The 23,374-nt window shown below is 71.4% G+C and carries 17 protein-coding genes; 4 read left to right on the forward strand and 13 right to left on the reverse strand.

Annotated elements, in window-relative coordinates; all coding sequences use genetic code 11:
• Positions 1–6: 6 nt before the first annotated feature.
• The 4 genes from putP to PLJ28_RS06415 form a co-directional block, all read right to left on the reverse strand.
• Entirely contained in the window at positions 7–1,539 is a 1,533-nt protein-coding gene (gene putP / locus PLJ28_RS06400) for a sodium/proline symporter PutP (protein ID WP_183524561.1), read from the reverse strand.
• A gap of 114 nt (positions 1,540–1,653) precedes the next feature.
• On the reverse strand, positions 1,654–2,445 hold the full coding sequence (locus tag PLJ28_RS06405; protein ID WP_183524558.1) for an ABC transporter ATP-binding protein: 792 nt from the start codon (positions 2,443–2,445) through the stop codon (positions 1,654–1,656).
• On the reverse strand, positions 2,445–3,434 hold the full coding sequence (locus tag PLJ28_RS06410) for an ABC transporter permease (protein ID WP_183524555.1): 990 nt from the start codon (positions 3,432–3,434) through the stop codon (positions 2,445–2,447). Before PLJ28_RS06410 ends, PLJ28_RS06405 begins: the two co-directional genes overlap by 1 nt.
• 94 nt (positions 3,435–3,528) lie before the next feature.
• Positions 3,529–4,554 carry an ABC transporter substrate-binding protein gene (locus PLJ28_RS06415; protein WP_183524552.1) on the reverse strand — a complete coding sequence of 342 codons (1,026 nt, stop codon included), beginning with the start codon at positions 4,552–4,554 and terminating at the stop codon, positions 3,529–3,531.
• A gap of 286 nt (positions 4,555–4,840) precedes the next feature.
• Between PLJ28_RS06415 and hrpA the strand changes: the two genes are divergently transcribed.
• Both hrpA and PLJ28_RS06425 read left to right on the forward strand, forming a co-directional pair.
• Positions 4,841–8,917 (forward strand): ATP-dependent RNA helicase HrpA, encoded by a 4,077-nt coding sequence (gene hrpA, locus PLJ28_RS06420; protein ID WP_183524549.1) that lies wholly within the window; start codon positions 4,841–4,843, stop codon positions 8,915–8,917.
• 69 nt (positions 8,918–8,986) lie between these two features.
• On the forward strand, positions 8,987–9,838 hold the full coding sequence (locus tag PLJ28_RS06425; protein WP_183524546.1) for a Rieske (2Fe-2S) protein: 852 nt from the start codon (positions 8,987–8,989) through the stop codon (positions 9,836–9,838).
• 18 nt (positions 9,839–9,856) lie between these two features.
• Here the strand turns inward: PLJ28_RS06425 and PLJ28_RS06430 are convergent, their stop codons facing one another.
• The 3 genes from PLJ28_RS06430 to PLJ28_RS06440 form a co-directional block, all read right to left on the reverse strand.
• Positions 9,857–10,285 (reverse strand): HIT family protein, encoded by a 429-nt coding sequence (locus PLJ28_RS06430; RefSeq protein ID WP_010144314.1) that lies wholly within the window; start codon positions 10,283–10,285, stop codon positions 9,857–9,859.
• Between the two features lie 77 nt (positions 10,286–10,362).
• Entirely contained in the window at positions 10,363–11,295 is a 933-nt protein-coding gene (locus PLJ28_RS06435; RefSeq protein WP_183524542.1) for a sulfurtransferase, read from the reverse strand.
• The gene (locus PLJ28_RS06440; protein ID WP_183524539.1) at positions 11,283–11,963 is read right to left on the reverse strand and encodes an MBL fold metallo-hydrolase; all 681 of its coding nucleotides are present in this window, start codon (positions 11,961–11,963) and stop codon (positions 11,283–11,285) included. The genes PLJ28_RS06435 and PLJ28_RS06440 overlap by 13 nt, the downstream gene beginning before the upstream one ends.
• 180 nt (positions 11,964–12,143) lie before the next feature.
• Here PLJ28_RS06440 and PLJ28_RS06445 point away from each other — a divergent pair, with 180 nt between their 5' ends.
• Positions 12,144–12,587 (forward strand): Fur family transcriptional regulator, encoded by a 444-nt coding sequence (locus PLJ28_RS06445; RefSeq protein WP_183524536.1) that lies wholly within the window; start codon positions 12,144–12,146, stop codon positions 12,585–12,587.
• On the opposite strand, the gene PLJ28_RS06450 is transcribed toward PLJ28_RS06445, so the two are convergent.
• The 6 genes from PLJ28_RS06450 to guaB1 all read right to left on the reverse strand — a co-directional run bounded on the left by PLJ28_RS06450 (position 12,554) and on the right by guaB1 (position 19,500).
• Complete coding sequence (locus PLJ28_RS06450; protein WP_183524533.1) at positions 12,554–13,363, reverse strand: metal ABC transporter ATP-binding protein; 810 nt, start codon at positions 13,361–13,363, stop codon at positions 12,554–12,556. The genes PLJ28_RS06445 and PLJ28_RS06450 overlap by 34 nt on opposite strands.
• The gene (locus PLJ28_RS06455; protein ID WP_324589975.1) at positions 13,360–14,211 is read right to left on the reverse strand and encodes a metal ABC transporter permease; all 852 of its coding nucleotides are present in this window, start codon (positions 14,209–14,211) and stop codon (positions 13,360–13,362) included. The genes PLJ28_RS06450 and PLJ28_RS06455 overlap by 4 nt, the downstream gene beginning before the upstream one ends.
• 49 nt (positions 14,212–14,260) lie before the next feature.
• Complete coding sequence (locus PLJ28_RS06460) at positions 14,261–15,295, reverse strand: metal ABC transporter solute-binding protein, Zn/Mn family (RefSeq protein ID WP_324589976.1); 1,035 nt, start codon at positions 15,293–15,295, stop codon at positions 14,261–14,263.
• Between the two features lie 90 nt (positions 15,296–15,385).
• Entirely contained in the window at positions 15,386–16,453 is a 1,068-nt protein-coding gene (locus tag PLJ28_RS06465; protein ID WP_298044375.1) for a hemolysin family protein, read from the reverse strand.
• Positions 16,450–17,829, reverse strand: a complete 1,380-nt coding sequence (locus PLJ28_RS06470) for a hemolysin family protein (protein ID WP_298044377.1) — start codon at positions 17,827–17,829, stop codon at positions 16,450–16,452. The genes PLJ28_RS06465 and PLJ28_RS06470 overlap by 4 nt, the downstream gene beginning before the upstream one ends.
• Before the next feature lie 204 nt (positions 17,830–18,033).
• On the reverse strand, positions 18,034–19,500 hold the full coding sequence (guaB1, locus tag PLJ28_RS06475; RefSeq protein ID WP_298044378.1) for a GMP reductase: 1,467 nt from the start codon (positions 19,498–19,500) through the stop codon (positions 18,034–18,036).
• Positions 19,501–19,703: 203 nt separating this feature from the next.
• On the opposite strand from guaB1, the gene PLJ28_RS06480 reads away from it, so the two are divergent.
• Positions 19,704–23,374: multifunctional oxoglutarate decarboxylase/oxoglutarate dehydrogenase thiamine pyrophosphate-binding subunit/dihydrolipoyllysine-residue succinyltransferase subunit (locus PLJ28_RS06480; RefSeq protein WP_324589977.1), on the forward strand; the 3,671-nt coding region annotated here is incomplete at its 3' end.

The following is a 23,374-nucleotide window of genomic DNA, read 5'->3' on the forward strand; positions in this document are numbered from 1 at the left end:
CGGCGCCTAGACCGTGGCCGGCGACACGGTGATGTCGGCACCCCGGGACACGGCCACGGCCTCGTCGAACTCGGCGTCGATCTCCGGGTCACCGCGGTAGGTGGCCAGCGAGACCGCGATGCCCGCGAGGGCGGCGAGCACGAAACCGGGAACGATCTCGTACAGGGCGAAGGCCCCGCCCCAGGCATCGTCCGGCATGTTGCCCCACCAGAAGACGGTCGCGGCACCGACCACGAGTGCGGTCAGGGCGCCCCAGGTGTTGAAGCGCCTCCAGAACAGGGACAGGATGACGATCGGGCCGAACGAGGCCCCGAAACCGGCCCAGGCGAACGCGACCAGTTCCAGCACGCTGGACTCGGGATCCAGGGCCAGCAGCAGGGCCACGAGAGACACGACGACGACGCCTCCCCGGCCGAGCCACAGCCCGCTCCGGGGGCTCGCCTCCCGGCCCACGAGCTTGTAGAGGTCCTCCACCAGGGCCGAGGAGCACACGATCAGCTGCGAGGAGATGGTGGACATCACGGCCGCCAGCACAGCGGCCAGCACGAGTCCGGCCACGAAGGGGTGGAACAGGACCTGGGACAGGGCCAGGAAGACCGTCTCGGGGTCCTCGAGGGTGACGCCGGGATTCGCCTGGACGTAGGCGATGCCGACCAGGGCGGTCAGGACGGCCCCCAGGGCGCAGATCGCCATCCAGGCGATGCCGATCCGCCGGCCGACCACGGCGTCCCTCGCCGAGCGCAGGGCCATGAACCGGACGATGATGTGCGGCTGGCCGAAGTACCCCAGACCCCAGGCCAGTGCGGAGACGATCCCCACCCAGGTGGCGTTGGCGAAGAAGGACAACCGGTTGCCGCCCTCCGCCAGTGACGCGTCGGCCGCCTGGATGGAGGACACCACCTCGCCCCAGCCGCCCAGCTCGATGATCGCCACGGTCGGCACCGCGACCAGGGCCGCCAGCATCATCAGTCCCTGGACGACGTCGGTCAGCGAGGCACCCAGGAAGCCGCCGAAGAGGGTGTAGACGACCGTGATCCCGGCCACGAGCAGCATGCCGAAGAGGTAGGTGGACCCGAACGAGGACTCGAAGAACTTGCCTCCGGCCGCCATGCCGGAGGAGACGTAGAAGGTGAAGAAGACCAGGATGACGAGCCCCGCCACGATCCGGAGCACCCGGGTGCGGTCACGGAACCGGTTCTCCAGGAAGGAGGGGATCGTGATGGAGTTGCGGGCCACCTCGGTGTAGGCACGCAACCGCGGGGCCACGAACCGCCAGTTCAGCCAGGCCCCGACCGTCAGGCCGATGGCGATCCACGCCTCGACGAGGCCCGCGGCGTAGATCGCACCGGGCAGGCCGAGCAGCAGCCAGCCGGACATGTCCGAGGCCCCTGCGGACAGGGCGGCGACGCTGGGGCGCATCCTGCGTCCGGCCAGCATGTAGTCGTCCAGGTCGGTGTTCTTCCGGGCCGCGTAGAACCCGATGGCCAGCATGGCCGCGAAGTACAGCCCGATCGCGATGAGCTTGTAGGCGTAGTCCATGTTCTCCTCGTCCCCGTCGGCGCGAGACGGCCGGGGGACCTCGACGGCAGGGTGCGATGGGTCACCATGCCACGAATTCCCGTCGAGGGCCAACCGCCCGCGCCGACGTGGGCCCTATTGCAGCAGGGTCTTGTCGTCGATCGTGGCACCCTTGATCTTCTCGAACTCGCCCAGCAGGTCCTTCACCGTCCGGCCCCGCTTCTCCTCCTCGGTGAGGTCGAGGATGATCTGGCCCTCGTGCATCATGATGAGCCGGTTGCCGACCCGCAGGGCCTGCTCCATGTTGTGCGTGACCATGAGCGTGGTCAGCCCCTTGTCCTCGACCACCTGGCGGGTCAGCCGGGTGACCAGATCGGCCCGCTGGGGGTCCAGGGCGGCGGTGTGCTCGTCGAGCAGCAGGATCTTCGGGTCGGAGAAGGTCGCCATCAGCAGGCTCAGGGCCTGGCGCTGGCCGCCGGAGAGCAGTCCCACCTTGGCCTTGAGCCGGTTCTCCAGGCCCAGCTCCAGGGTCGCGAGCTCGTCCGCGAAGCGACTGCGCTTGGACCGGGTGACACCCGTGGCCAGCCGGCGCGGCCTGCCCCGGCGGTCGGCGATGGCCATGTTCTCCTCGATCGTCAGGTGCGGCGCGGTGCCGGCCATCGGATCCTGGAACACCCGGCCGACGAAGGCGGCGCGCTGGTGGTCCTGCAGCTTCGTGACGTCCCGGCCGTCGATGGTCACCGTCCCCTCGTCCGGGAACAGGTCCCCGGAGACGATGTTCAGCACGGTGGACTTGCCGGCCCCGTTGGAGCCGATCACGGTCACGAAGTCGCCCTCGGCCAGGTGCAGGTCCACGCTGCGCAGCGCGCGACGCTCATTGACGGTACCGGCGAAGAAGGTCTTGGAGACGGAGGAAATGGTCAGCATCAGCGATCTCCCTGTTCGGTCGTCGTCGTGGCGGCACCCGTGAAGGAGCCCGTGCCCGGGGCACCGGTGGCGAGCGCGGGAGCACCCGGGGTCTCCAGCACGGCATCGGGTTCGCCCTTGCGGGCCCGGGTCTTGCGCCGGCGCTTGAAGAACGGCAACTGCGGCACGATCAGGGCCAGGATCACCAGGATGGCCGAGACCAGCTTCATGTCGTTCGGGTTCAGGCCGACCTCGAGGGACAGCTGGATGACCACGCGGTAGAGCACGGAGCCGACCACCACGGCCAGCGCCGCGATCAGGATGGTGCGCTGCCCGAAGATGGCCTGGCCGATGATGACCGAGGCCAGTCCGGCCAGGATGAGGCCGATGCCCATGCCGATGTCGGCGAAGCCCTGGTACTGGGCGATCACGGCACCGCACATGCCCACGAGGCCGTTGGACAGGGCGAGCCCGAGGATCTTCTGGTTGTCCGTGTTCACCCCGAAGGAGCGGATCATCTTCTCGTTGTCACCCGTGGCCTGCATGGCCAGTCCCGTGTCCGTGTGCAGGAACCACACCAGCACCAGGGCCAGCACCACGGCCAGCAGGGTGAAGGCGGCGATGCCGACCGGGCCGCCGAGGACACCGGCCTCCCGCAGCGGGGTGATGGCCGTGTCCTCCCCGAGCAGGGGGACGTTGGCCTTGCCCATGATGCGCAGGTTGATCGAGTACAGGCCGATCTGGGTCAGGATTCCGGCCAGCAGGCCGTTGATGCGGCCCTTGGTGTTGAGCAGGCCGGTGATGACGCCGGCGATCAACCCGGCCACGAAGGCCATGAGGATCGCCATGATGGGGTTGATCCCGTTGGTGATCGAGATCGCGGCGACGGCGGCGCCGGTCGTGAACGAGCCGTCCACGGTCAGGTCGGGGAAGTCGAGGATGCGGAAGGTCAGGTAGACCCCCAGGGCCATGATGGCGTAGATCAGACCGAGCTCGATGGCGGTCGTCATGACAGCTCCAATGCGGCAGTTTCAGGAGGTGCCGCCCCGGCCTGGGCCGGGGCGGCACCGCGTCGTGGGAGGTGAGGGGCGCCGGGCGGGGCGGTTACTCGCCGACCGTGTGGTCGGCCTCGTCGAGCATCGACTGGGGGATCTCCACGCCCATGGCCTCGGCGGCCTTCGGGTTGACGTAGAGCTCCAGCTCGGTGGGGGTCTCGACCGGCATGGTGGCGGGATCGGCGTCCTCGGTGAGGATGCGCACGGCCATCTCGGCGGTCTGGGCGCCCAGCTTCTCGTAGTTCAGGCCGTAGGTGGCCACGGCCCCGCGCTCCACCGAGTCACCCTCGGCCGCGATGACCGGGATCTTCTGGTTCTGGGCCACGCCCAGCAGGGACTCGAGGGCGGAGACGACGGCGTTGTCGGTCGGCACGTAGAACGCGTCCACGTCCAGGGAGTTGGCGGCCTGCTGCACCTCGGAGGAGTTCGAGACGGTGGCCTCGACGATCTCCATGCCCAGCTCACCGGCGGCCTCCTTGGCCCACTCGACCTGGACCTCCGAGTTGACCTCACCGGAGGAGTAGACGATGCCCACCCGCTTGGCCTCGGGGGCCAGTTCCTTGAGCAGCTGCAACTGCTCCAGCACGGGGTTGGCGTCCGAGGTGCCCGTGACGTTCGCGCCCGGGGCCTCGAGGGAGTCCACGAGCTTGGCGGTCACCGGATCGGTCACGGCGGTGAACAGCACCGGGATGTCGCTGACCGCCTGGGCCACGGTCAGGGCCGAGGGGGTCGCGACGGCCAGGATCAGGTCCGGCTCGGCCGAGGCGAAGGTGCCGGCGATGGTGTTCGCGGTGGCCTGGTCGCCCTGGGCGTTCTGCACGTCGAGGGTGACGTCCAGCCCGGCCTCCTCGAGGCCCTCCTCGAAGCCCTTGCGGGCGGCGTCCAGGGAGGGGTGGGTGACGAACTGGGAGATGGCGATGTTGTACGACTGGGCGTCGGCCTCGGTGCCCTCGCCGCCGCCTGCCGTGGCCTCCCCGCCGTTGCCGGAACCGCCGCAGGCGGTCAGTGCGAGGGCGGAGACGGCCAGCAGGGCCCCGGCACGAAGCCCGGTGCGGGCCTTGTGGGTGCGAATCATGATGATGGTCCTTTCCATGCCGCGGTCCCCGGCGGATGGACGCAGGCTGCGCCGTCGGGTGGGATGACCGGGGACGTTGGAAGCTAAGAATAGACGTGACGCGCAACACAATGCACCACAACGCGCCCTCTCCGTGGAAAATCCCGTCCCAGGGACACGGATCGGCAGACCTTCTGTTCTCATCGCCGGGGAGAAGCCCTCCGGATCAGGACGTCTGGTCCGCCGGGCGGCCCCGCCGCAGACAGGCCGTGGTCCGGCCGTCCCGGCGACTAGACTGGCCGGTGCCATGTCCCAGTCCCCCGCCGCCACCATCCGCCTCGAGTACCCACCGCAGTTGCCGGTCTCGGCCGAGCGGGACACCATCAAGGATGCCATCCGGGACCACCAGGTGGTCATCGTGGCCGGGGAGACGGGTTCGGGAAAGACCACCCAGCTGCCCAAGATGCTCCTGGAACTGTCCCTGGACCCGGATGAGCCGGCCGTGTCCGGCACCGGCATGATCGGGCACACCCAGCCGCGCCGGCTGGCGGCACGGTCCGTGGCCGAGCGCATCGCCCACGAGCTCGGCACCCCGATCGGCACCGACGTGGGCTACCAGGTCCGGTTCACCGCCGAGACCTCGGCGGACACCCGGGTGAAGGTCATGACGGACGGCATCCTGCTGACCGAGATCCAGCACGACCGGCTGCTGTCGAAGTACGCCGCCATCATCATCGACGAGGCCCACGAGCGCAGCCTGAACATCGACGTGCTGCTGGGCTACCTCAAGCGGGTCCTGCCCGAACGGCCCGACCTGCGCGTGGTCATCACCTCCGCCACGATCGACCCGGAGTCCTTCGCCGCGCACTTCGCCCTGCCGGCCCCGGACGCCGCACCCGGCGACGCACCGGTGCCGGCCCCGATCATCGAGGTCTCCGGACGCACCTACCCGGTGGAGATCCGCTACCGGCCCCTGGACCAGCCCCGGCCGCAGGACGATCCCGACGACGACGCGGACGATGACGAGGACGCCCGGGACCCGGTGGACGCGGTCTGCGACGCCGTCGACGAGCTCTCCCGGGAGCCCGGAGGGGACATCCTGGTGTTCTTCTCCGGTGAGCGGGAGATCCGCGACGCCGCCGAGGCCCTGGCCCCGCGCGTCGCGGCCAACCGCCGGCTGGGCACCACGGAGGTGCTGCCGCTGTACGGCCGGTTGTCCATGGCCGAGCAGCACCGGGTCTTCTCCCCGGGCGGTCGCCGGCGGATCATCCTGGCCACGAACGTCGCCGAGACGTCCCTGACCGTGCCGGGCATCAAGTACGTCATCGACACCGGCACCGCGCGGATCTCCCGGTACTCCCACCGCACCAAGGTCCAGCGGCTGCCGATCGAGCGGATCAGCCAGGCCAGCGCGAACCAGCGCTCGGGCCGGTGCGGACGCACCTCGGACGGCATCGCGATCCGCCTGTACTCCGAGGAGGACTTCGCCTCCCGGCCGGAGTTCACCGACCCGGAGATCCTGCGCACCAACCTCTCCGCGGTCATCCTGCAGATGTGCTCGATGGGCGTGGCGCGCACCCCGGCCGACGTCGGGGACTTCCCGTTCCTGCAGGCCCCGGACTCCCGCCAGGTCACCGACGGCGCCGCGGTGCTCACCGAGCTCGGGGCGCTGAACAGCGGCCAGCCCGACGCCCGGGGCAAGGCCTACCCCAAGGGCACGATCACGCCGGTGGGGCGGAAGCTGGCGCGGCTGCCGGTGGACCCGCGCCTGGGGCGGATGATCGTCGAGGCCGGCGAGCGCGGCTGCGTGCGCGAGGTCATGGTCCTCGCCGCGGCCCTGACCATCCAGGACCCCCGGGAACGCCCCACGGAGCAGCGGGCCCAGGCCGACGAGCAGCACGCCCGGTTCAGGGACGAGAACTCGGACTTCTCCGCGCTGCTGAACCTGTGGTCCTACCTGCGCGAGCGCCAGAAGGAGCTCTCCGGCAACCAGTTCCGCAGGATGTGCCGCAGCGAGTACATCAACTACCTGCGGGTGCGCGAGTGGCAGGACCTGGTCCAGCAATTGCGCCAGCTGGCCAGGCCCCTGGGCATCTCGGTCTCGCCCGGCCCGGTGGACCCGGTGGGACAGCACGAGGCCGTCCACCGGTCCCTGCTGTCCGGGCTGCTGTCCCACATCGGCTCCTGGGACGAGCGCAAGCGCGAGTACGCCGGCGCCCGGAACACCCGGTTCGCCGTGTTCCCCGGTTCGGCCCTGTTCAAGAAGCGCCACGCCTTCGTCATGGCGGCCGAACTGGTGGAGACCTCGCGGCTCTGGGCGCGGATGGTGGCGAGGATCGATCCGGACTGGGCGGTGGAGGCGGCCGGGGCCCTGGCCAAGCGCACCTACAACGAGCCGCACTGGTCCCGCCGCTCCGGTTCCGTGGTGGCCCGGGAGAAGGTCACGCTGTTCGGCGTCACCCTCGTCCCCGACCGCCCGGTGCAGTTCTGGAGGATCGACCCGGCCCTGTCCCGCGAGCTGTTCATCCGGCACGCGCTGGTGGAGGGTGACTGGAAGACCCGCCACCACTTCTTCGCCCGCAACCGCCAGGCCCTGGCCGAGGTCGAGGAACTGGAGACGCGGTTGCGCCGGCGCGACCTGCGTGTCTCGGACCAGGACCTGTTCGAGTTCTACGACGCCCGGATCCCCGCCACGGTCGTCTCCGAGCGGCACTTCGACTCCTGGTGGAAGAAGGCCCGCCACCGGAGTCCGGAGCTGCTCGACTTCGACCCGCGGTCCCTGCTGGCGGTGGACACCGACGAGCTGGACACCGGCCAGTTCCCCACCACCTTCCACCACCCCACGGCCGGTGGCGGGATCGACCTGGACCTGTCCTACGACTTCAACCCGGCCGCGACCGCGGGCGAACCGGACGGCATCACGGTCATCATCCCGGTCCTGATGCTCAACCAGATGGACCCGGAGCGCTTCCGGTGGCTGGTCCCGGGGCTGCGCGTGGAACTGGTGACCGCGCTGATCAAGTCGCTGCCCAAGGCCGTGCGGAAGAACTTCGTGCCGGCCCCGGACGTGGCCCGGGCCGCCGTCGAGCGCCTGGGCCAGGACGCCGACCCGCAGGTCGACGACCTGCTGCCCGCGCTGGAGCTGGCGTTGCGCCGGCTCAAGGGCTTCGTCATCCCGCCGGGGTCCTGGGACCTCTCGGCGGTGCCGCCGCACCTGGTGCCCGACTACCGGGTGGTCGACGGCCGCGGTGCGGTGATCGGCGGCGGCCAGGACCTGGCGGCCCTGCAGGACCGGCTGGCCGGCCAGAATCGCACGGCCATCGCCGAGTCGCTGGCGCGGGCCGCCGGCGGCCCCGCGGCAGGGCCCGCCGGCGGCACCCCCTCCCCCGGCGCCGTCCCCGGGACGGGCGGCCGCGGCGGGACCGGCCGGGGTGCGACGCCGGGCGGCGGGCAGGCAGGACCGGCCCGGTCCGCGGTGCCGGCCCTGGCCGAACGCCACGGCATGACGACGTGGGACGTCGGGGACATCCCCCGCAAGTTGGACACCAGGATCGCCGCCGGGTCCGGGACGCAGCGCATCACCGGGTATCCGGGTCTGACCGCCGAGACCCTGGCGAACGGTTCCCCGGCGGCCGGGCTGACCGTGTTCCGCACCGAGGCGGACCAGCGCGCCGCCCACCGGGCCGGTGTGGTGAACCTGCTGCTCGCCCAGGTCCCGAGCCCGCAGCGCTACGTGCTGGACCACCTGGACAACCGGGAGAAGCTGACCTTCACGCAGAACCCCCACGGCTCGGTGGACCAGCTGGTGGCCGACTGCACCCGGGCCGCGGTGGACAGGCTGGTGCCCGAGGACCTGCCCTTCACCGCCGGCGAGTTCCAGGACCTGTTCACCGCCGTGCGCGCGGAACTGATCGACACGGTGTTCGCCGTGACGGCCGTCGTGGAGAAGGTCCTGTCCCGCGCCAGCCGGGTCCGCCGCGAGCTCAAGGGCTCGGTGTCCCTGGCGATGGCGCCGGCGCTCAGTGACATCAAGGCCCAGCTGGACCAGCTCATCGTCCCCGGCTTCGTGGCGGCCACGGGATGGCGGCACCTGCAGCACCTGCCGCGCTACCTGGACGGCATGCTGCGCCGGATCGAGAGGCTCCAGGCCGGTGGGCACCTGCAACGGGACGGCCTGGACATGGCCGTGGTCCAGGCCCTCGAGGACGACTTCGATGCCGCCGTCGCCGCCGTACCGGCCGGCCGGCCGGTGCCCGCGGCCCTGGAGGAGGTGCGCTGGCTGCTCGAGGAGTTGCGGATCAGCTTCTTCGCGCAGGACCTCGGCACCGCCGTGTCCGTCTCCGAGAAGCGCGTCCGTCAGGCCCTGAGGCAGGCCACGGGCTGACCTGACGGCCCGCGGCGGCGGCCTGCGGTCCCTTGTCCGCGTCGAGGCGCCGGTGCCACACTGGCCGCCATGAAGGTACTCGACGAGCTCATGGGACGCGTGGAGCGCTGGAAGGCGCTGGACCGGGTCGGGCGTCCCGCCGCGGCCGCCGTGGGACGGGTGGTGAGCCCGAGGCCGGTACGCAATCTCCTCAGCGGCACCGCCCTGGGACACCCGGCGCATCCGCTGCTCACCGACCTGCCGATCGGGGCCTGGTCCATGGCCACGCTGCTGGACCTGGTGGGAGGACGGGCGTCCGAACCGGCCGCCGACCTGCTCGTGGCCGCCGGGATGGCGAGCGCCGTCCCCACGGCCGCCACCGGGCTCAACGACTGGTCCGACACCCAGGGTGCCGCCCGCCGGGTGGGCCAGGTGCACGCCGCCTCCGTCAACATCGGCCTGGCCCTCTACACGGCCTCCTTCGTGTCCCGCCGCCGCGGGGCCCGCACCGCGGGCAAGGTCCTCGGCCTGGCCGGGCTCGGGGCCGTCATGGCCGGCGGGTACCTCGGTGGGCACCTCAGCTACGCCCTGGGCGTCAACGTGAACCGGACCGCGTGGCGCAAGGGCCCCCGGGACTGGACCGAGGTCCTGGACGCCGCGGAGCTGACGCCCGGCGGGCACCGCGTGGTGCAGGCGGGCCCGGTGTCCGTGCTGCTGGTGTGGGACGCGGAGGGGATCACCGCGCTGGACAGCGTCTGCAGCCACATGGGCGGCCCCCTGGAGGAGGGCACCATCGCCGACGGCTGCGTCACCTGCCCCTGGCATGGCAGCACGTTCCGGCTGGGGGACGGAAGCATCGTCCGCGGCCCGGCCAGCGTCGCCCAGCCGGCCTACGAGACGCGGGTGCGGGACGGCCGGATCCAGGTCCGGGCCCGGCCCTAGCCGGTACCGGCCAGGGCGTCAGTCCCCGGGGACGAACTCCCCGTGACCGGCCACCCGCAGCCCGGCACGGATCTTCTCGGCGGCGGCGTCCAGGTCCTCCGGCTCGGGGCTGTTGTCCACCTGCTCCAGGTCGAAGTCGTCGAGGGAGTTGGACGGCCAGACGTGCACGTGCAGGTGCGGGATCTCGTACCCGGCGACCATCAGTCCGGCCCGCTGGGCGCCGAAGGCCTCCACCTGCACCTTGCCGATCGCCTGGGCCACCGTGACCAGGTGCGAGACGAGCCCCGGATCCGCCTCGGTCCACTTGTCCACCTCGGCGCGGGGCACCACGAGGGTGTGACCCTGGGTCAGGGGACCGATGGACAGGAAGGCCGCGCAGGTCTCGTCCTGCCAGACGAAGCGGCCGGGCAGCTCCCCGTTGATGATGCGCGTGAAGACGGTGCTCATGGTGTGGACTCCTCCATCGTGGTGGTGCGTGGGTGGACGTTCAGGGACGGGTGCGGGCGGATCCGCGCGGCGGGCCGTCAGGGGTGCTCGCCGGTGGCCACCGGACGACCCGGCGTGTTGGACCAGGCCGACCAGGAACCGGGGAACAGCGCCGCCCGGTACCCCGCGATGTTCAGCGCGGCCACCTCGTGGGCGGCGTTCACGCCCGAGCCGCAGTAGGCCCCCACCGGGTGGTCCCGGTCCGCCCCCAGGGCGCGGAACCGCTCGGCCAGCTCGGCCGCCGGAAGGAACCGGCCGTCCTCGTCCACGTTCTGCGTGGTGGGGGCGCTGACGGCGCCGGGGATGTGTCCGGCCTGGGGGTCCAGCGGTTCCTCCTCCCCGCGGTAGCGGGCGGCGGACCGGGCGTCCAGGAGCAACCCGGACCGGGGCAGGCCCGCGGCGGAGTCCATGTCGAGCACCGGCATCCTGCCCCAGTCGGTCCGGGCGTTGCCGGGGCGCGGGATCACCTCCCCCGCCTGCAGCGGCAGTCCGGCCGCCCGCCAGGCCGCCAGGCCGCCGTCGAGCAGGTAGGTGCGGTCCAGGCCCACGTGCCGCAGCAGCCACCAGGCCCGGGCGGCCGAGGTCCCCTGGGCGTCGTCGTAGACCACCACGGTGTCCCCGTCGTCGATGCCGAGCATCCGCACGGTGTCCCCGAACCGGTCCGGGTCCGGCAGCGGGTGCCGGCCCTCGCGCGGGTTGTCGTGGCCGGCCAGCTGGCTGTCCATGCTCACGTACACCGCCCCGGGAAGGTGGCCCCGCAGGTACTCGCCGTGGCCGTTCTGGGACCCCAGGGCGGTCCACCGGACGTCCAGCACCTTCACGGCCTCGGGATCAGGACGCGGCTCCGTGGCCGCGAACCCCGGACGTGGCGGTCCGTCCGGCACCGGCGCCGCGGCCGGGGCATGGCCCTGCCAGGCGGCCACCGTCCGTGCGTCCACCAGGACGGGGGCGGCGCCGTTCACCCGATCCACGCGGTCTCCCCCTCCTCCAGGACGAGCAGCGTGGTCCCGTGGCGCTCGGCGAACGCGGTGGCCTGACGGCGGTACATCGGCAGCCCGCGGCCGTTGAGCAGCCCGTCGTGGACGGGGATGGCCTGGCGGGGGCGCACGGCGGTGATGAAGTCGACCATCTCGGCCAGCTTGGACCACGGGGCGCTCAGCGGGACCAGGAGGGTGTGCGGGGCCGGGCCGTCGGGGACGATGTAGCTGTCCCCGGGGTGGTAGACCTGCCCGTCGAGGACGTAGCCGGTGTTGGCGACCACGGGGATCTGGGGATGGATGAGGGCGTGCTGGCCACCCACGGTCCGCACCGCGAAGCCCGCGGTCTCGAACTGTTCCCCGGGACCCGTGGCGATGATCCGCTCGGCCGGGACCCCGGCGGCGCCGGCGGCACCGGCGAGCCGGGCGGCAGGGGCCGCGGGGGCACGGACGGTGACCTCCGGGTTCGCCGCGAGGAAGTCGAGGACGGGTCCGTCGTCGAGGTGGTCTGCGTGCTCGTGGGTGACGAGGATGTGCTCGGCACCCTCCAGTGCCACCGGGACGTCCGTGAAGTTCCCGGGGTCGATGACCAGGCGCCGGCCGGCCTTCTCCAGCCGGACGCACGCGTGACCGAACTTGGTCAGGGCGATCTGCGATTCCACCCGGCCAGCCTATCCCGGAACCTCGGCCGTCGTCAGTCACCGACCCGTCCGGAACGGCACCGAACCGCCCGGTCAACCGCGGGTCGAGGAGGGTGGACGGTGAGCCGGTGAGGACCCGGTGACGGGCGGGGCCTGCGGAGGACGCGGGGCCGGACCCGGCGCTGGTAGCCTGTGCGGGACATGAACGCCGGACCCGACGCGACCACGCCGCCCCCGCCGCAGCCCCCCAGGCCGGCCCGGGGACGGTCCACTCGGCAGAAGACCGCGGTGAACAGGGCACTGGACGAACTCCGCGACTTCGTCAGCGCCCAGGACCTGTTCGCCCTCCTCAAGGACCAGGGTGAGCAGGTCTCCCTCGCCACCGTCTACCGCATCCTGCAGCAGCAGCAGCAGGAGGGGCTGGTGGACGTCCTCAACCCGGACGACGGGGAGTCCCTGTACCGGCGCTGCGAGGTGCAGACCCACCACCATCACCTCGTGTGCCGGCGGTGCGGGCGCGCCGTGGAGATCGAGGCGCCGGCCGTGGAGCGGTGGACCGCACGGATCGCGAGCGAGCACGGGTTCACGGATGCGGAGCACACGGTGGAGATCTACGGCATCTGCCCCGACTGCTCGCGCCCCTGAACCTCGTCCGGCCCGCAGTCCGGGTCCACGAGCAACGGTGCCGAGGAGCGGTGCAGCGACCCCAGCCCGTAGACGTCCTCCAGGTTCCTGCGGGTCATGACCTCCGCCGGGGCCCCGGAGGCCACGACGCGCCCGTTGACCAGGATCACGTGGTCGGCGGCGCCGGCCTCCTCGAGGTCATGGGTGGTCAGCACCACGGAGTGCCCGTGCTCCGTCTCGGCGTGGATGATGCGGTCGATCGTCCGGGCCGAGGTGATGTCCAGTCCGGTCATCGGCTCGTCGAGCATGAGCACCTCGTGCCCCTGCGCCAGGCCCTGCGCCACGTACACGCGCTGCCGCTGGCCCCCGGAGAGCTCCTCCAGGTGCCGGCCGGCCAGGTCCGTCACGTTCATCTTCTCGAGGGCCTCCGCCACGGCGGCCCGATCCGCCCGGGAGAACGGGCGCAGCCACCCCCGGGAGGGGTAGCGGCCCATCCTCACGACGTCCCGCACGGTCATCGGCGTGCCCACCGGGAACACCACGGACTGCATGACGTAGGAGATCCGCCGGCGGTTGGCGCGCGCGGATCCGCCGAGCACGCGCAGCGAGCCCGACGTCGGCTCCAGCACCCCGGCGATCGCCTGCAGCAGGGTGGACTTGCCGGACCCGTTGGGTCCGATCACGGCCGTCACCCCGCCCACCGGCACCCGGAACGTGGAGGCCCGCAGGGCGACGTGGCGCCCGTGGGACAGCACGAGGTCACGGGCCTCGACCAGCGCCTGGGCCGCGGCGCTCATGCCGTCACCTCGGCACCGCGGCGCAGGGGGCGGATCCTGCGCAGGGTCTCCCGGACGGTCAGGACGATGAAGAACAGCACGATGGGCACCAGGGCCATGGTGGCCGAGCCCGCCGTGCCCAGGTGGTAGCTCAGGCCCAGCCCCACGACCACCGAGACCGCCGCGATGCCGGTGGAGACGGCGAACATCACCGGCACCGTCCGGGACACGAGTGCCGCGGTGGCCGGCGGGCCGACCAGCAGCCCGAAGACGAGCATGGTGCCCACGGCCTGGAAGCTGCCGATCACGGCGGTCGCGATGAGCACCAGCAGCAGGGCGTGGGTCAGCTTCGGGTGCATGCCCAGGGACTCCGACTTGGCCCGGGAGAAGGACAGGGCCATCAGCGGGCGGTAGAGCAGGACGGCGAAGAGGATGACCACGACGGCCATGATCGCCTGGACGCGGATGTCCGCCCAGGTCACGCCCAGCGCGTCACCGAACAGGATGGCCGTCAGGGAGCCGGTGTAGGACTCGGCCCGGGAGATGATCACCACGCCCAGGGCCATCATCCCGACGAACAGCAGGCCGATCGAGGTGTCCTCCTTCAGCGTGGTGGTCCGGTACACGAGCTGCATCCCGCCGACCATGGCGGCCGCGGCGACCGCGGCGCCCAGGTAGGGGGAGAACCCCACCACCACGGCCGCGGCGATGCCGGGGATCACCCCGTGCACGAAGGCGTCGCCGAAGAAGCTCATGCCGCGCAGCACCAGCCAGACGCCGACGACGGAGCACATCAGCGCCGCGACCAGGCCGCCGACGAGGGCACGCTGCTGGAATCCCAGGGCGAAGGGCTCGATCAACCAGTCCACGGCGACCACCCTACTGGCCGCTCGCGGCGGCGTGCGGTGCGGGGCCCGCTCACGCGAGCGCGTCCGCAAGGGCCCGCGCGGTGGCCACCATGGCGTCGGCGTAGTCCTCGGCACCGGAGCCCTGGGGGCCCACCCCGCCCTCGTAGACCTCGACCACGGGGACCTCTCCGCCGGTCTCCGCGGAGAGCGCGGGGATGAGCTTGTTGCCCGAGCCGGCGCTCATGACGAGGGCATCGGCGCCCTGGTCCTCGATCTGCGCGACCAGCTGGGCCAGCCGCTCGGAGGACGGTTCCGCGTCGGTGGCCCCACCCGGGATGACGACGCCGGCGATCTCGAAGCCGTAGGCGTCGGCGAAGTAGGCGTAGGCGGCGTGGTCGGTGACCAGCGTGCGGCGGTCCGCGGGGATCGCCTCGAGGACCTCGCGCACCTCGGCGTCCGCGGCCCCGAGGGTCTCGGCGGTCTCCTGTCCGCAGTCCGCGTACCGCTCGTCCCCGGTCGTGCGCGCGAGCTCGTCACCGATCACCCCGGCGGCCGTCGCCATCCGGGAGACGTCCATCCACACGTGCGGATCCTGTGCACCGTGGGCGTCCGCGTCCTCCCCGGCATGGGCCTCCCCCTCCTCCTCCGCGTGGGCGTCCTCCTCGGAGGCGTACGGCAGCGGGTCGAGCTGGGGGCCGACCTCGAGCAGGGTGGCGCCGTCGGCGGCCGCATTGTCCAGGGCGGCCTGCATCCCGGACTCCAGGCCCAGTCCGTTGGCCACGACCAGCCCGGTCCGGGTCATCTCCGCGATCTGCTGGGAGGACGGGGCGAAGTCATGGGGGTCGTCCCCCGGGCCCATCAGCGTGCGGGACGAGGTCCCCGCGCAGGCGGTGATGTCCGCCAGGACGCTGCCGAGCTGCGTCGTGGTCGCCACGGCCACCGGCTCGCCCCCCGTCGCGGTCTCCTGGTCCGTGCCTCCCGCGCCTCCCGGGCCGCCGCCGGCACAGGAGGTGAGGGTGAGCAGGGCGACGACGGCCAGGCCGCTCACGCCCGCCACGGTCGGGAGCGGGCGGGCACGGCGGCCGGGGCGGGGGGAATCGGGCATCGGGGTCCTTCGGGAAGAGCGGTCGGGAATGGGGACCAGCGTAGCATGTTGAGAACTGTTCCCAATAAGGCTGGCCAGCCCCCGGATCCGTCAGGCGTGACGACGCACCCGGTTCGGGTTGTTCGACTGGGTGGCGTCGTGGATCTCCCCCACCAGCACCTCGAGCACGTCCTCGAGGAACAGCACGCCGACCGTCTCACCCGCCGCGGAGATCACGCGCGCCAGGTGCGAACCGGTGCGCTGCATCAGGGACAACGCGTCCTCGATCTCGTCGGCGACGCCCACGTTGGCCAGGGAGCGGACCTTGGTGACGGGCACGGGTTCGCGGTAGTACTGCTCCGGGACGGTCATGACGTCCTTGAGGTGGAGGTAGCCCGTGTAGGAGCCGTCCGCGTCCTGGAGCACGAACCGGGAGAACCCGGTCCGCCCCACGGCCTTCTCGAAGGCCTCGGGGGCCACGTCCGCGGCCAGGGTGACCAACTCGGCGCTGGGCACCATCACCGCACCGGCGGTGTAGTCCGAGAACTCCAGGGCCCCGCTGAGCAGCCCGGAGCCGTCGTCCACCAGCCCGGTGCGGGTGGACTCGGCGACGATCGACTGGACCTCCTCCAGGGTGTAGGTGGAGTTGACCTCGTCCTGGGGCTCGACCTTGAGGGCGCGCAGCACCAGGTTCGCGGCCCAGTTGAGCATGACGATGACCGGGTGCAGCACCTTGTTCAGCCAGACCAGCGGGGTAGCCAGCAGCATGACGGCCTTGTCCGCCATGGACACGGCCGCGTTCTTCGGGACCATCTCGCCGAAGGTGACGTGCAGGAAGGTGACCACCAGCAGGGCGATGACGAACGCCGAGACGTCCGCGACCGCCGTCGGGACCCCCGCCGCCTCCAGCGGGGCCACCAGCAGGTGGTGGATGGCCGGCTCGGAGACGTTGAGGATCAGCAGCGAGCAGACGGTGATCCCGAGCTGGCACACGGCCAGCATCTGGCTGACGTGCTCCATGGCGAACAGGGCCGTCCTCGCCCGCCCGGACCCGGCCTCGGCCTTCGGCTCGACCTGGCTGCGGCGGGCGCCCATGACGGCGAACTCGCCCGCCACGAAGAAGGCGTTGGCCGCCAGCAGCACGACCAGCCAGAGCATGCCCATGATGTCCTGGTTCATCGGGTCTCCTCCTGGGCCCGGGCGCTGCGGGCGGTCCGGGACGCCTCCGCCGGTGACCCGGCGGACGGGGTCCCGGCGGCACGCGCGGCCGGGATGAACTTGACCCGGTCCACGCGCCGGCCGTCCATGCGCTCCACCTCGAGCGTGCCGCCCTCGGCCTCGACGCGGTCCCCGACCTCGGCCACCCGGCCCAGGACGGCCATCACGTACCCGCCGACGGTGTCATAGGAGCCGTCCTCCGGGACCTTCAGGGACGGGATCTGGGCGCCGACCTCGTCCGGGCGCATCAGGGCCGGGAAGTACCACTTCCCGGAGGCGGTCTGCAGCACGCCCGGTGTCACCCGGTCGTGCTCGTCGGAGACCTCCCCCACGATCTCCTCCACCAGGTCCTCGAGGGTGACCATCCCGGCCGTGCCGCCGTACTCGTCCACCACCATCGCCACCTGCAGGCTGGCCGAGCGCAGCTCGCCGAGCAACTGGTCCAGGTGGACGGTCTCCGGAACGCGGCCGACGTCGGTCATGATGGTGGCCGCGACGAGCTCGGGACGCTTGGCGCGCGGGACGGCCACGGCCTTCTTCACGTGCAGCACCCCGCGGACGTCGTCCGGGGAGTCGCCGATGACCGGGAACCGGGAGTACCCGGTGCGCCGGGCGATGTCGATGACCGAGTCCAGCGGCTCGTCAGCCTCGATGGACTCCATGCGGATGCGCGGGGTCATGACGTCCGCCGCGGTGCGGTCCGAGAAGCGCAGCGTGCGGTCCACGAAACTGGCCGTCTTCTCGTCCAGGGTGCCCATCTCCGCCGAGCGGCGCACCAGCGAGGAGAGCTCATCGGGGGTGCGGGCCCCGGAGATCTCCTCCTTGGCCTCCATCCCGAACAGGTGCAGCACGCGGTTGGAGAAGCCGTTGAGCACGAAGATCACCGGCCGGAACACGGCGGTGAAGACCAGCTGGGGACGGGCCAGCGCGCGGCCGACCTGCATCGAGCGGGCGATGGACAGGTTCTTCGGGATCAGCTCACCGACGAGCATCGACAGCAGCGTGGCCACCACCATCGCCACCACGAGGGACACCGTGGAGGCGGTGGCCTCCGGCACGCCCCAGGCGGTCATCGGCCCTGCCAGCAGCGCCCCGAGGGAGGGCTCCATGAGGTAACCGGTGAGCAGGGTGGTCAGCGTGATGCCGAGCTGGCAGGCCGAGAGCTGCGTCGAGAGCGACTTCAGGCACTTCAGCAGGGGCTCGGCACCCCGGTCGCCGTCGTCCACCAGTCGCTGCACGGTGGGCACGTCCAGGGCGATCATCGAGAACTCGACGGCCACGAAGAACCCAGTGCCCAGGATGAGCAGCAGGCCCAGGGCCAGCAGGAGCCATTCCACGGTCAGCGCTCACCGCCGTCGCGGGGTGCGGCCGCGCGGGCCCCGGGGGGCCGGCCGTCAGTCAGGGGTGAGCACGTACTAGAGGGCTCCGTTCCGGCCACGGCGGCGGATGCGCGGTGGCGGGAGGAGGCACCGGATCGGTGTCTGTCCATGATGGGACCCAGTATATGGGGTGCCCGGGACCTCCCCCTGTCGGGCACTCCATCACCAGGACTGCGCGAGGGGCCGCCCCTCCTCATAGCCGGCGGCCGACTGCACGCCCACCACGGCGCGCTCCCGGAACTGCTCGAGGTCCGCGGCGCCGGCATAGGTCATGGACGAGCGCACGCCGGCGGTGATCATGTCCAGCAGGTCCTCCACGGAGGGCCGTTCGGGGTCCAGGTACATCCTCGAGGTGGAGATCCCCTCCTCGAACATGGCCTTGCGGGCGCGGGCGTAGGCGTCCTCGGTCCGCGTCCGGTTCTGGACGGCCCGCGCCGAGGCCATGCCGAAGCTCTCCTTGTAGCGACGCCCGTCGGCATCGGTCACCAGGTCCCCCGGGGACTCGACAGTGCCGGCGAACCAGGACCCGATCATCACCTGGGAGGCACCCGCCGCGAGCGCCAGGGCAACGTCCCGCGGATACCGCACGCCGCCGTCGGCCCACACCCGCCTGCCCAGGTCCCGGGCGGCGGCCGCGCACTCCAGCACCGCGGAGAACTGCGGGCGGCCCACCGCGGTCATCATGCGCGTGGTGCACATCGCGCCGGGGCCCACGCCGACCTTGACGATGTCCGCGCCGGCCGCGACCAGCTCGCGCACGCCGGCCGCGGACACCACGTTCCCGGCCACCACCGGCACCGTCAGGCCCAGCCCGCGCACCGCGGCCAGGGCGTCGAGCATCTTGCGCTGGTGGCCGTGGGCGGTGTCCACCACCAGGACGTCCACGCCGGCCTCCACCAGGGCGGCGGCCCGGCCGGCCACGTCCCCGTTGATCCCGACGGCGGCACCCAGTCGCAGCCGTCCGTCGCCGTCGAGCGCGGGGGCGAACATGCCCGAGCGCAGCGCTCCGGCGGGCGTCAGGATGCCCACCAGCCGGTCCCCGTCCAGCACCGGTGCATAGGGCGTGGCGCTGGCGTCCATGGCGGTGAAGGCCCTCTCGAGGGCCTGTTCGGGCACCCGCCCGCCGACCGGCGCCGGGAAGTCACCGGCCTGGAGGGCCATCGACGGCTGACGCAGGACGGAGTCGACCGAGGAGAAGCGGTCCACCCCCTCGCAGTCCTCGTGGCGCACGATCCCGGCGAAGGCGCCGTCCTCGTCCACGACGCACACGGCCGGGTGGTTCCGCTTGCCCAGCAGGTGCAGCACGTCCAGGACGGTGTCCGTGGGGTGGACCTCCAGCGGGGTCTCGAAGACGGGGTGGCGGTCCTTGACCCAGCCGGCCACTCGCCGGATCACGGTGATCGGCACGTCCTGGGGCAGGATGCCGAGGCCGCCGCGGCGCGCCATCGTCTCCACCATGCGCCGCCCCGTCACCGCGGTCATGTTGGCGGCCACCAGCGGGATGGTGGCGCCCGTGCCGTCGTCGGCCGCGATGTCGACGTCCATCCGGCTCGTCACCTCGGACTTCGAGGGGACCAGGAAGACGTCGGAGTAGGTGAGGTCGGTGGTGGGGGCCGTGATGAACTCCATGGCCCCATCGTCCCATCCGTTCGCGCCACGGCGGCAATTCCCCGCGGGGGCGTTGGTGCCTGACCTCGAAATATCACTATGCTGGTACGAGCGTGCCCACGGGCCGGACTGCACGGTCCGGTGCCCGCCGGACCGGAGCGGGGCGCGCGGGCGAAATCCCCGCCGGTGAATCACATCATGACTACGGAAGAGGCGTATCCACCGTGCCAGAACTCACGTCCGACCGGCTTTCCGCGGAATTCCCCGGAAACGAATGGCTCGTCGCGGAGATCTACGACAAGTACAAGGCGGACAAGTCCTCCGTGGACGCGAAGTGGGTGGAGATCTTCGAGCGTCTCGAGGCGGACGGACCGGCCGGTGGCGCGTCCCCGGCCGGCGCCGGGACGTCCAACGATCGGGCCCGTCCTTCCGGCACCTCGACCGCGACCCAGGTGAAGGACCTCCCCCGGGACCCCGGCAAGCAGTCCGGTGCCAGCGCGGCCACCGCCTCCGGTGCGAAGCCCGCCCCGAAGGCCGCTCCCGGGCCGGCCGCCAAGCCTGCCGCGCAGACGGCGGCGTCCCCGTCGTCCTCCCAGTCGCCCTCGGTCAAGAAGTCCAGCGCACCGGCCGGCACCCCCGTGCCCTCGGAACCGGAGAAGTCCAAGAAGAAGGACGCCTCCGAACCGCTCGAGGACAAGGTCACCCCGCTGCGCGGCATGTCCCGGGCCGTGGCGAAGAACATGGACGCCTCGCTGTCCATGCCCACCGCCACCACCGTGCGTGATGTCCCGGCCAAGCTGCTGATCGACAACCGGATCATCATCAACAACCACCTCAAGCGCACCCGCGGTGGCAAGGTGTCCTTCACCCACCTGATCGGCTATGCCCTGGTGCGCGCCCTGGCCCAGTACCCGGCCATGAACGTGCTCTACCGCGAGGTCGACGGCAAGCCCTCCCTCGTCGAGCCGGCGCACGTGAACTTCGGACTGGCCGTCGACCTGCCCCAGAAGGACGGTTCGCGCACCCTGGTCGTGCCGAACATCAAGGGCGCCGAGTCCCTGAACTTCATCGAGTTCTGGCGGGCCTACGAGGACCTCGTCAAGCGTGCCCGCGACAACAAGCTGGGCCTCGAGGACTACGCGAACACGACCGTCTCGCTGACCAACCCCGGCGGCATCGGCACGGTGCACTCCGTCCCGCGGCTGTCCGAGGGCCAGGCCGCGATCATCGGCGTGGGTGCCCTGAACTACCCGGCCGAGTTCCAGGGCGCCTCGGAGAAGACCCTGAACCGGCTGGCGGTCTCCAAGACCATCACGCTGACCTCGACCTACGACCACCGTGTCATCCAGGGCGCTGCCTCGGGCGAGTTCCTCAAGCTCATCCACGGGCTGCTGCTGGGCGAGCAGGACTTCTACGACGAGATCTTCGAGTCCCTGCGCATCCCCTACGAGCCGGCCCGCTGGCGGCCCGACGTCCAGGTGAACCCCGAGGACCAGATCAACAAGGTGGCCCGGATCCAGCAGCTGATCCACGCCTACCGCGTGCGCGGACACCTGATGGCGGACGTGGACCCGCTCGAGTACACGATGCGCAAGCACCCGGACCTGGACATCCTGCACCACGGGCTGACCCTGTGGGACCTGGACCGCGAGTGGCCGACCGGTGGTTTCGGCGGCAAGCCGATGCTGCCGCTGCGCGACATCCTGGGCGTGCTGCGTGACGCCTACTGCCGCAACACCGGCGTGGAGTACATGCACATCCAGGACCCGGCCGAGCGCCAGTGGTTCCAGGACGAGCTGGAGCACCCCTACTCCAAGCCGACCCGGGAGGAGCAGCTGCGCATCCTCGGCCGGCTCAACGCCGCCGAGGCGTTCGAGACCTTCCTGCAGACCAAGTTCGTGGGCCAGAAGAGGTTCTCCCTCGAGGGCGGCGAGTCGCTGATCCCGCTGCTCGACGGCGTCATCTCCGGTGCCGCGGACGAGGGCCTGGAAGGGGTGGGCATCGGCATGGCCCACCGCGGCCGGCTCAACGTGCTCACCAACATCGCCGGGAAGACCTACGCACAGGTCTTCCGCGAGTTCGAGGGCACCGCGATCCCGGGGTCCGTCGAGGGCTCCGGTGACGTCAAGTACCATCTGGGCACCGAGGGCACGTTCGTCTCGGACCGCGGCAACCGCACGAAGGTCTACCTGGCCGCCAACCCGTCCCACCTCGAGGCCGTCAACCCGGTCCTGGAGGGACTGGTCCGCGCGAAGCAGGACCGGCTGGACCACGGTGCGGAGTCCGTGAACTCCTACTCGGTGCTGCCGATCCTGGTCCACGGCGACGCGGCCTTCGCCGGCCAGGGCGTGGTGGTCGAGACCCTGAACCTGTCCCAGCTGCGCGGGTACCGCACGGGCGGCACGATCCACGTGATCGTCAACAACCAGGTCGGCTTCACCACCCCGCCGTCCTCGGCCCGGTCCTCCGTCTACGCCACGGACGTGGCCAAGACCATCCAGGCGCCGATCTTCCACGTCAACGGCGACGACCCGGAGTCCGTGGTCCGCGTGGCCCAGATGGCCTTCCAGTACCGGCAGCGGTTCAACAAGGACGTCGTCATCGACCTGATCTGCTACCGGCGCCGCGGCCACAACGAGGGTGACGATCCCTCGATGACCCAGCCGCGGATGTACAACCTCATCGAGCAGAAGCGCTCCGTCCGCAAGCTGTACGTGGAGAACCTCGTCGGCCGTGGTGACATCACCCAGGACGAGGCGGACTCGGCGCTGCGCGACTACCAGCAGCGCCTCGAACGGGTGTTCTCGGAGACCCACGAGGCCCAGACCTCCCCCATCCCGGTGGTCGGCGCGGGCCTGGAGAGGGCCTCGAACGAGGTCGACCGCGCCCCGCAGGCCCCGGACGGCACCCGGATCCCCGAGGAGGTCCTGCAGCGGATCGGCGAGGCGCACCTCGAGATCCCGGAGGGCTTCACCGTCCACCCGAAGCTGAAGGCACTGCTCGAGCGGCGCGCCAAGATGGCCGTCAACGGCGAGATCGACTGGGGCTTCGCGGAACTGGCCGCGTTCGGCTCCCTCCTCATGGAGGGCGTGCCGGTGCGCGTGGCCGGCCAGGACTCCCGCCGCGGGACGTTCGTCCAGCGCCACGCCGTGTTCCACGACCGGGCCAACGACGACGAGTGGACGCCGCTGAAGAACCTCTCCAGCGACCAGGCGAAGTTCTGGATCTACGACTCGCTCCTCAGCGAGTACGCGGCCATGGGCTTCGAGTACGGGTACTCCGTGGAACGCTCGGACGCCCTGGTGCTCTGGGAGGCCCAGTTCGGCGACTTCGTCAACGGCGCCCAGACCCTGATCGACGAGTTCCTCTCCTCCTCGGAGCAGAAGTGGGGCCAGAACTCCTCGCTCGTGCTGTTGCTGCCCCACGGGTACGAGGGCCAGGGGCCGGACCACTCCTCGGCCCGCATCGAGCGGTTCCTGCAGATGTGCGCGCAGGACAACATGCGGGTGGCCAACCCCTCCAACGGCGCCAACCACTTCCACCTGCTGCGCGAGCAGGCGTACGCCCGGCCGCGGCGCCCGCTGATCGTCTTCACGCCCAAGCAGCTGCTGCGCCTGAAGGCGGCGGCGTCCTCGGTGGAGGACTTCACCCGGGGCCGCTTCCAGGCCGTCATCCCGGACCGGGAGGTGGACTCCTCCGTGGAGAAGGTGCTGCTGGTCTCCGGCCGGCTGTACTACGACCTGCTGGCGCGCCGGACCAAGGACCAGGACACCAAGACGGCGATCGTCCGCGTGGAGCAGCTCTACCCGCTGCCGGAGGACGAGATCGCGGCCGAGCTGGCCAAGTACCCGGACGCCCAGGTCTGCTGGGTCCAGGACGAGCCGGCCAACCAGGG

The organism is Citricoccus sp., assembly GCF_035445025.1.
Taxonomy (GTDB): domain Bacteria; phylum Actinomycetota; class Actinomycetes; order Actinomycetales; family Micrococcaceae; genus Citricoccus.

Bases quoted from the DNA above. Each gene is read 5' to 3' on its own strand.
- putP (WP_183524561.1), bottom strand. From the start codon at position 1,539: ATGGACTACGCCTACAAGCTCATCGCGATCGGGCTGTACTTCGCGGCC.
- PLJ28_RS06415 (WP_183524552.1), bottom strand. From the start codon at position 4,554: ATGATTCGCACCCACAAGGCCCGCACCGGGCTTCGTGCCGGGGCCCTG.
- hrpA (WP_183524549.1), top strand. From the start codon at position 4,841: ATGTCCCAGTCCCCCGCCGCCACCATCCGCCTCGAGTACCCACCGCAG.
- PLJ28_RS06425 (WP_183524546.1), top strand. From the start codon at position 8,987: ATGAAGGTACTCGACGAGCTCATGGGACGCGTGGAGCGCTGGAAGGCG.
- PLJ28_RS06430 (WP_010144314.1), bottom strand. From the start codon at position 10,285: ATGAGCACCGTCTTCACGCGCATCATCAACGGGGAGCTGCCCGGCCGC.
- PLJ28_RS06465 (WP_298044375.1), bottom strand. From the start codon at position 16,453: ATGAACCAGGACATCATGGGCATGCTCTGGCTGGTCGTGCTGCTGGCG.
- PLJ28_RS06445 (WP_183524536.1), top strand. From the start codon at position 12,144: ATGAACGCCGGACCCGACGCGACCACGCCGCCCCCGCCGCAGCCCCCC.
- PLJ28_RS06450 (WP_183524533.1), bottom strand. From the start codon at position 13,363: ATGAGCGCCGCGGCCCAGGCGCTGGTCGAGGCCCGTGACCTCGTGCTG.
- PLJ28_RS06405 (WP_183524558.1), bottom strand. From the start codon at position 2,445: ATGCTGACCATTTCCTCCGTCTCCAAGACCTTCTTCGCCGGTACCGTC.
- PLJ28_RS06410 (WP_183524555.1), bottom strand. From the start codon at position 3,434: ATGACGACCGCCATCGAGCTCGGTCTGATCTACGCCATCATGGCCCTG.
- PLJ28_RS06460 (WP_324589976.1), bottom strand. From the start codon at position 15,295: ATGCCCGATTCCCCCCGCCCCGGCCGCCGTGCCCGCCCGCTCCCGACC.
- guaB1 (WP_298044378.1), bottom strand. From the start codon at position 19,500: ATGGAGTTCATCACGGCCCCCACCACCGACCTCACCTACTCCGACGTC.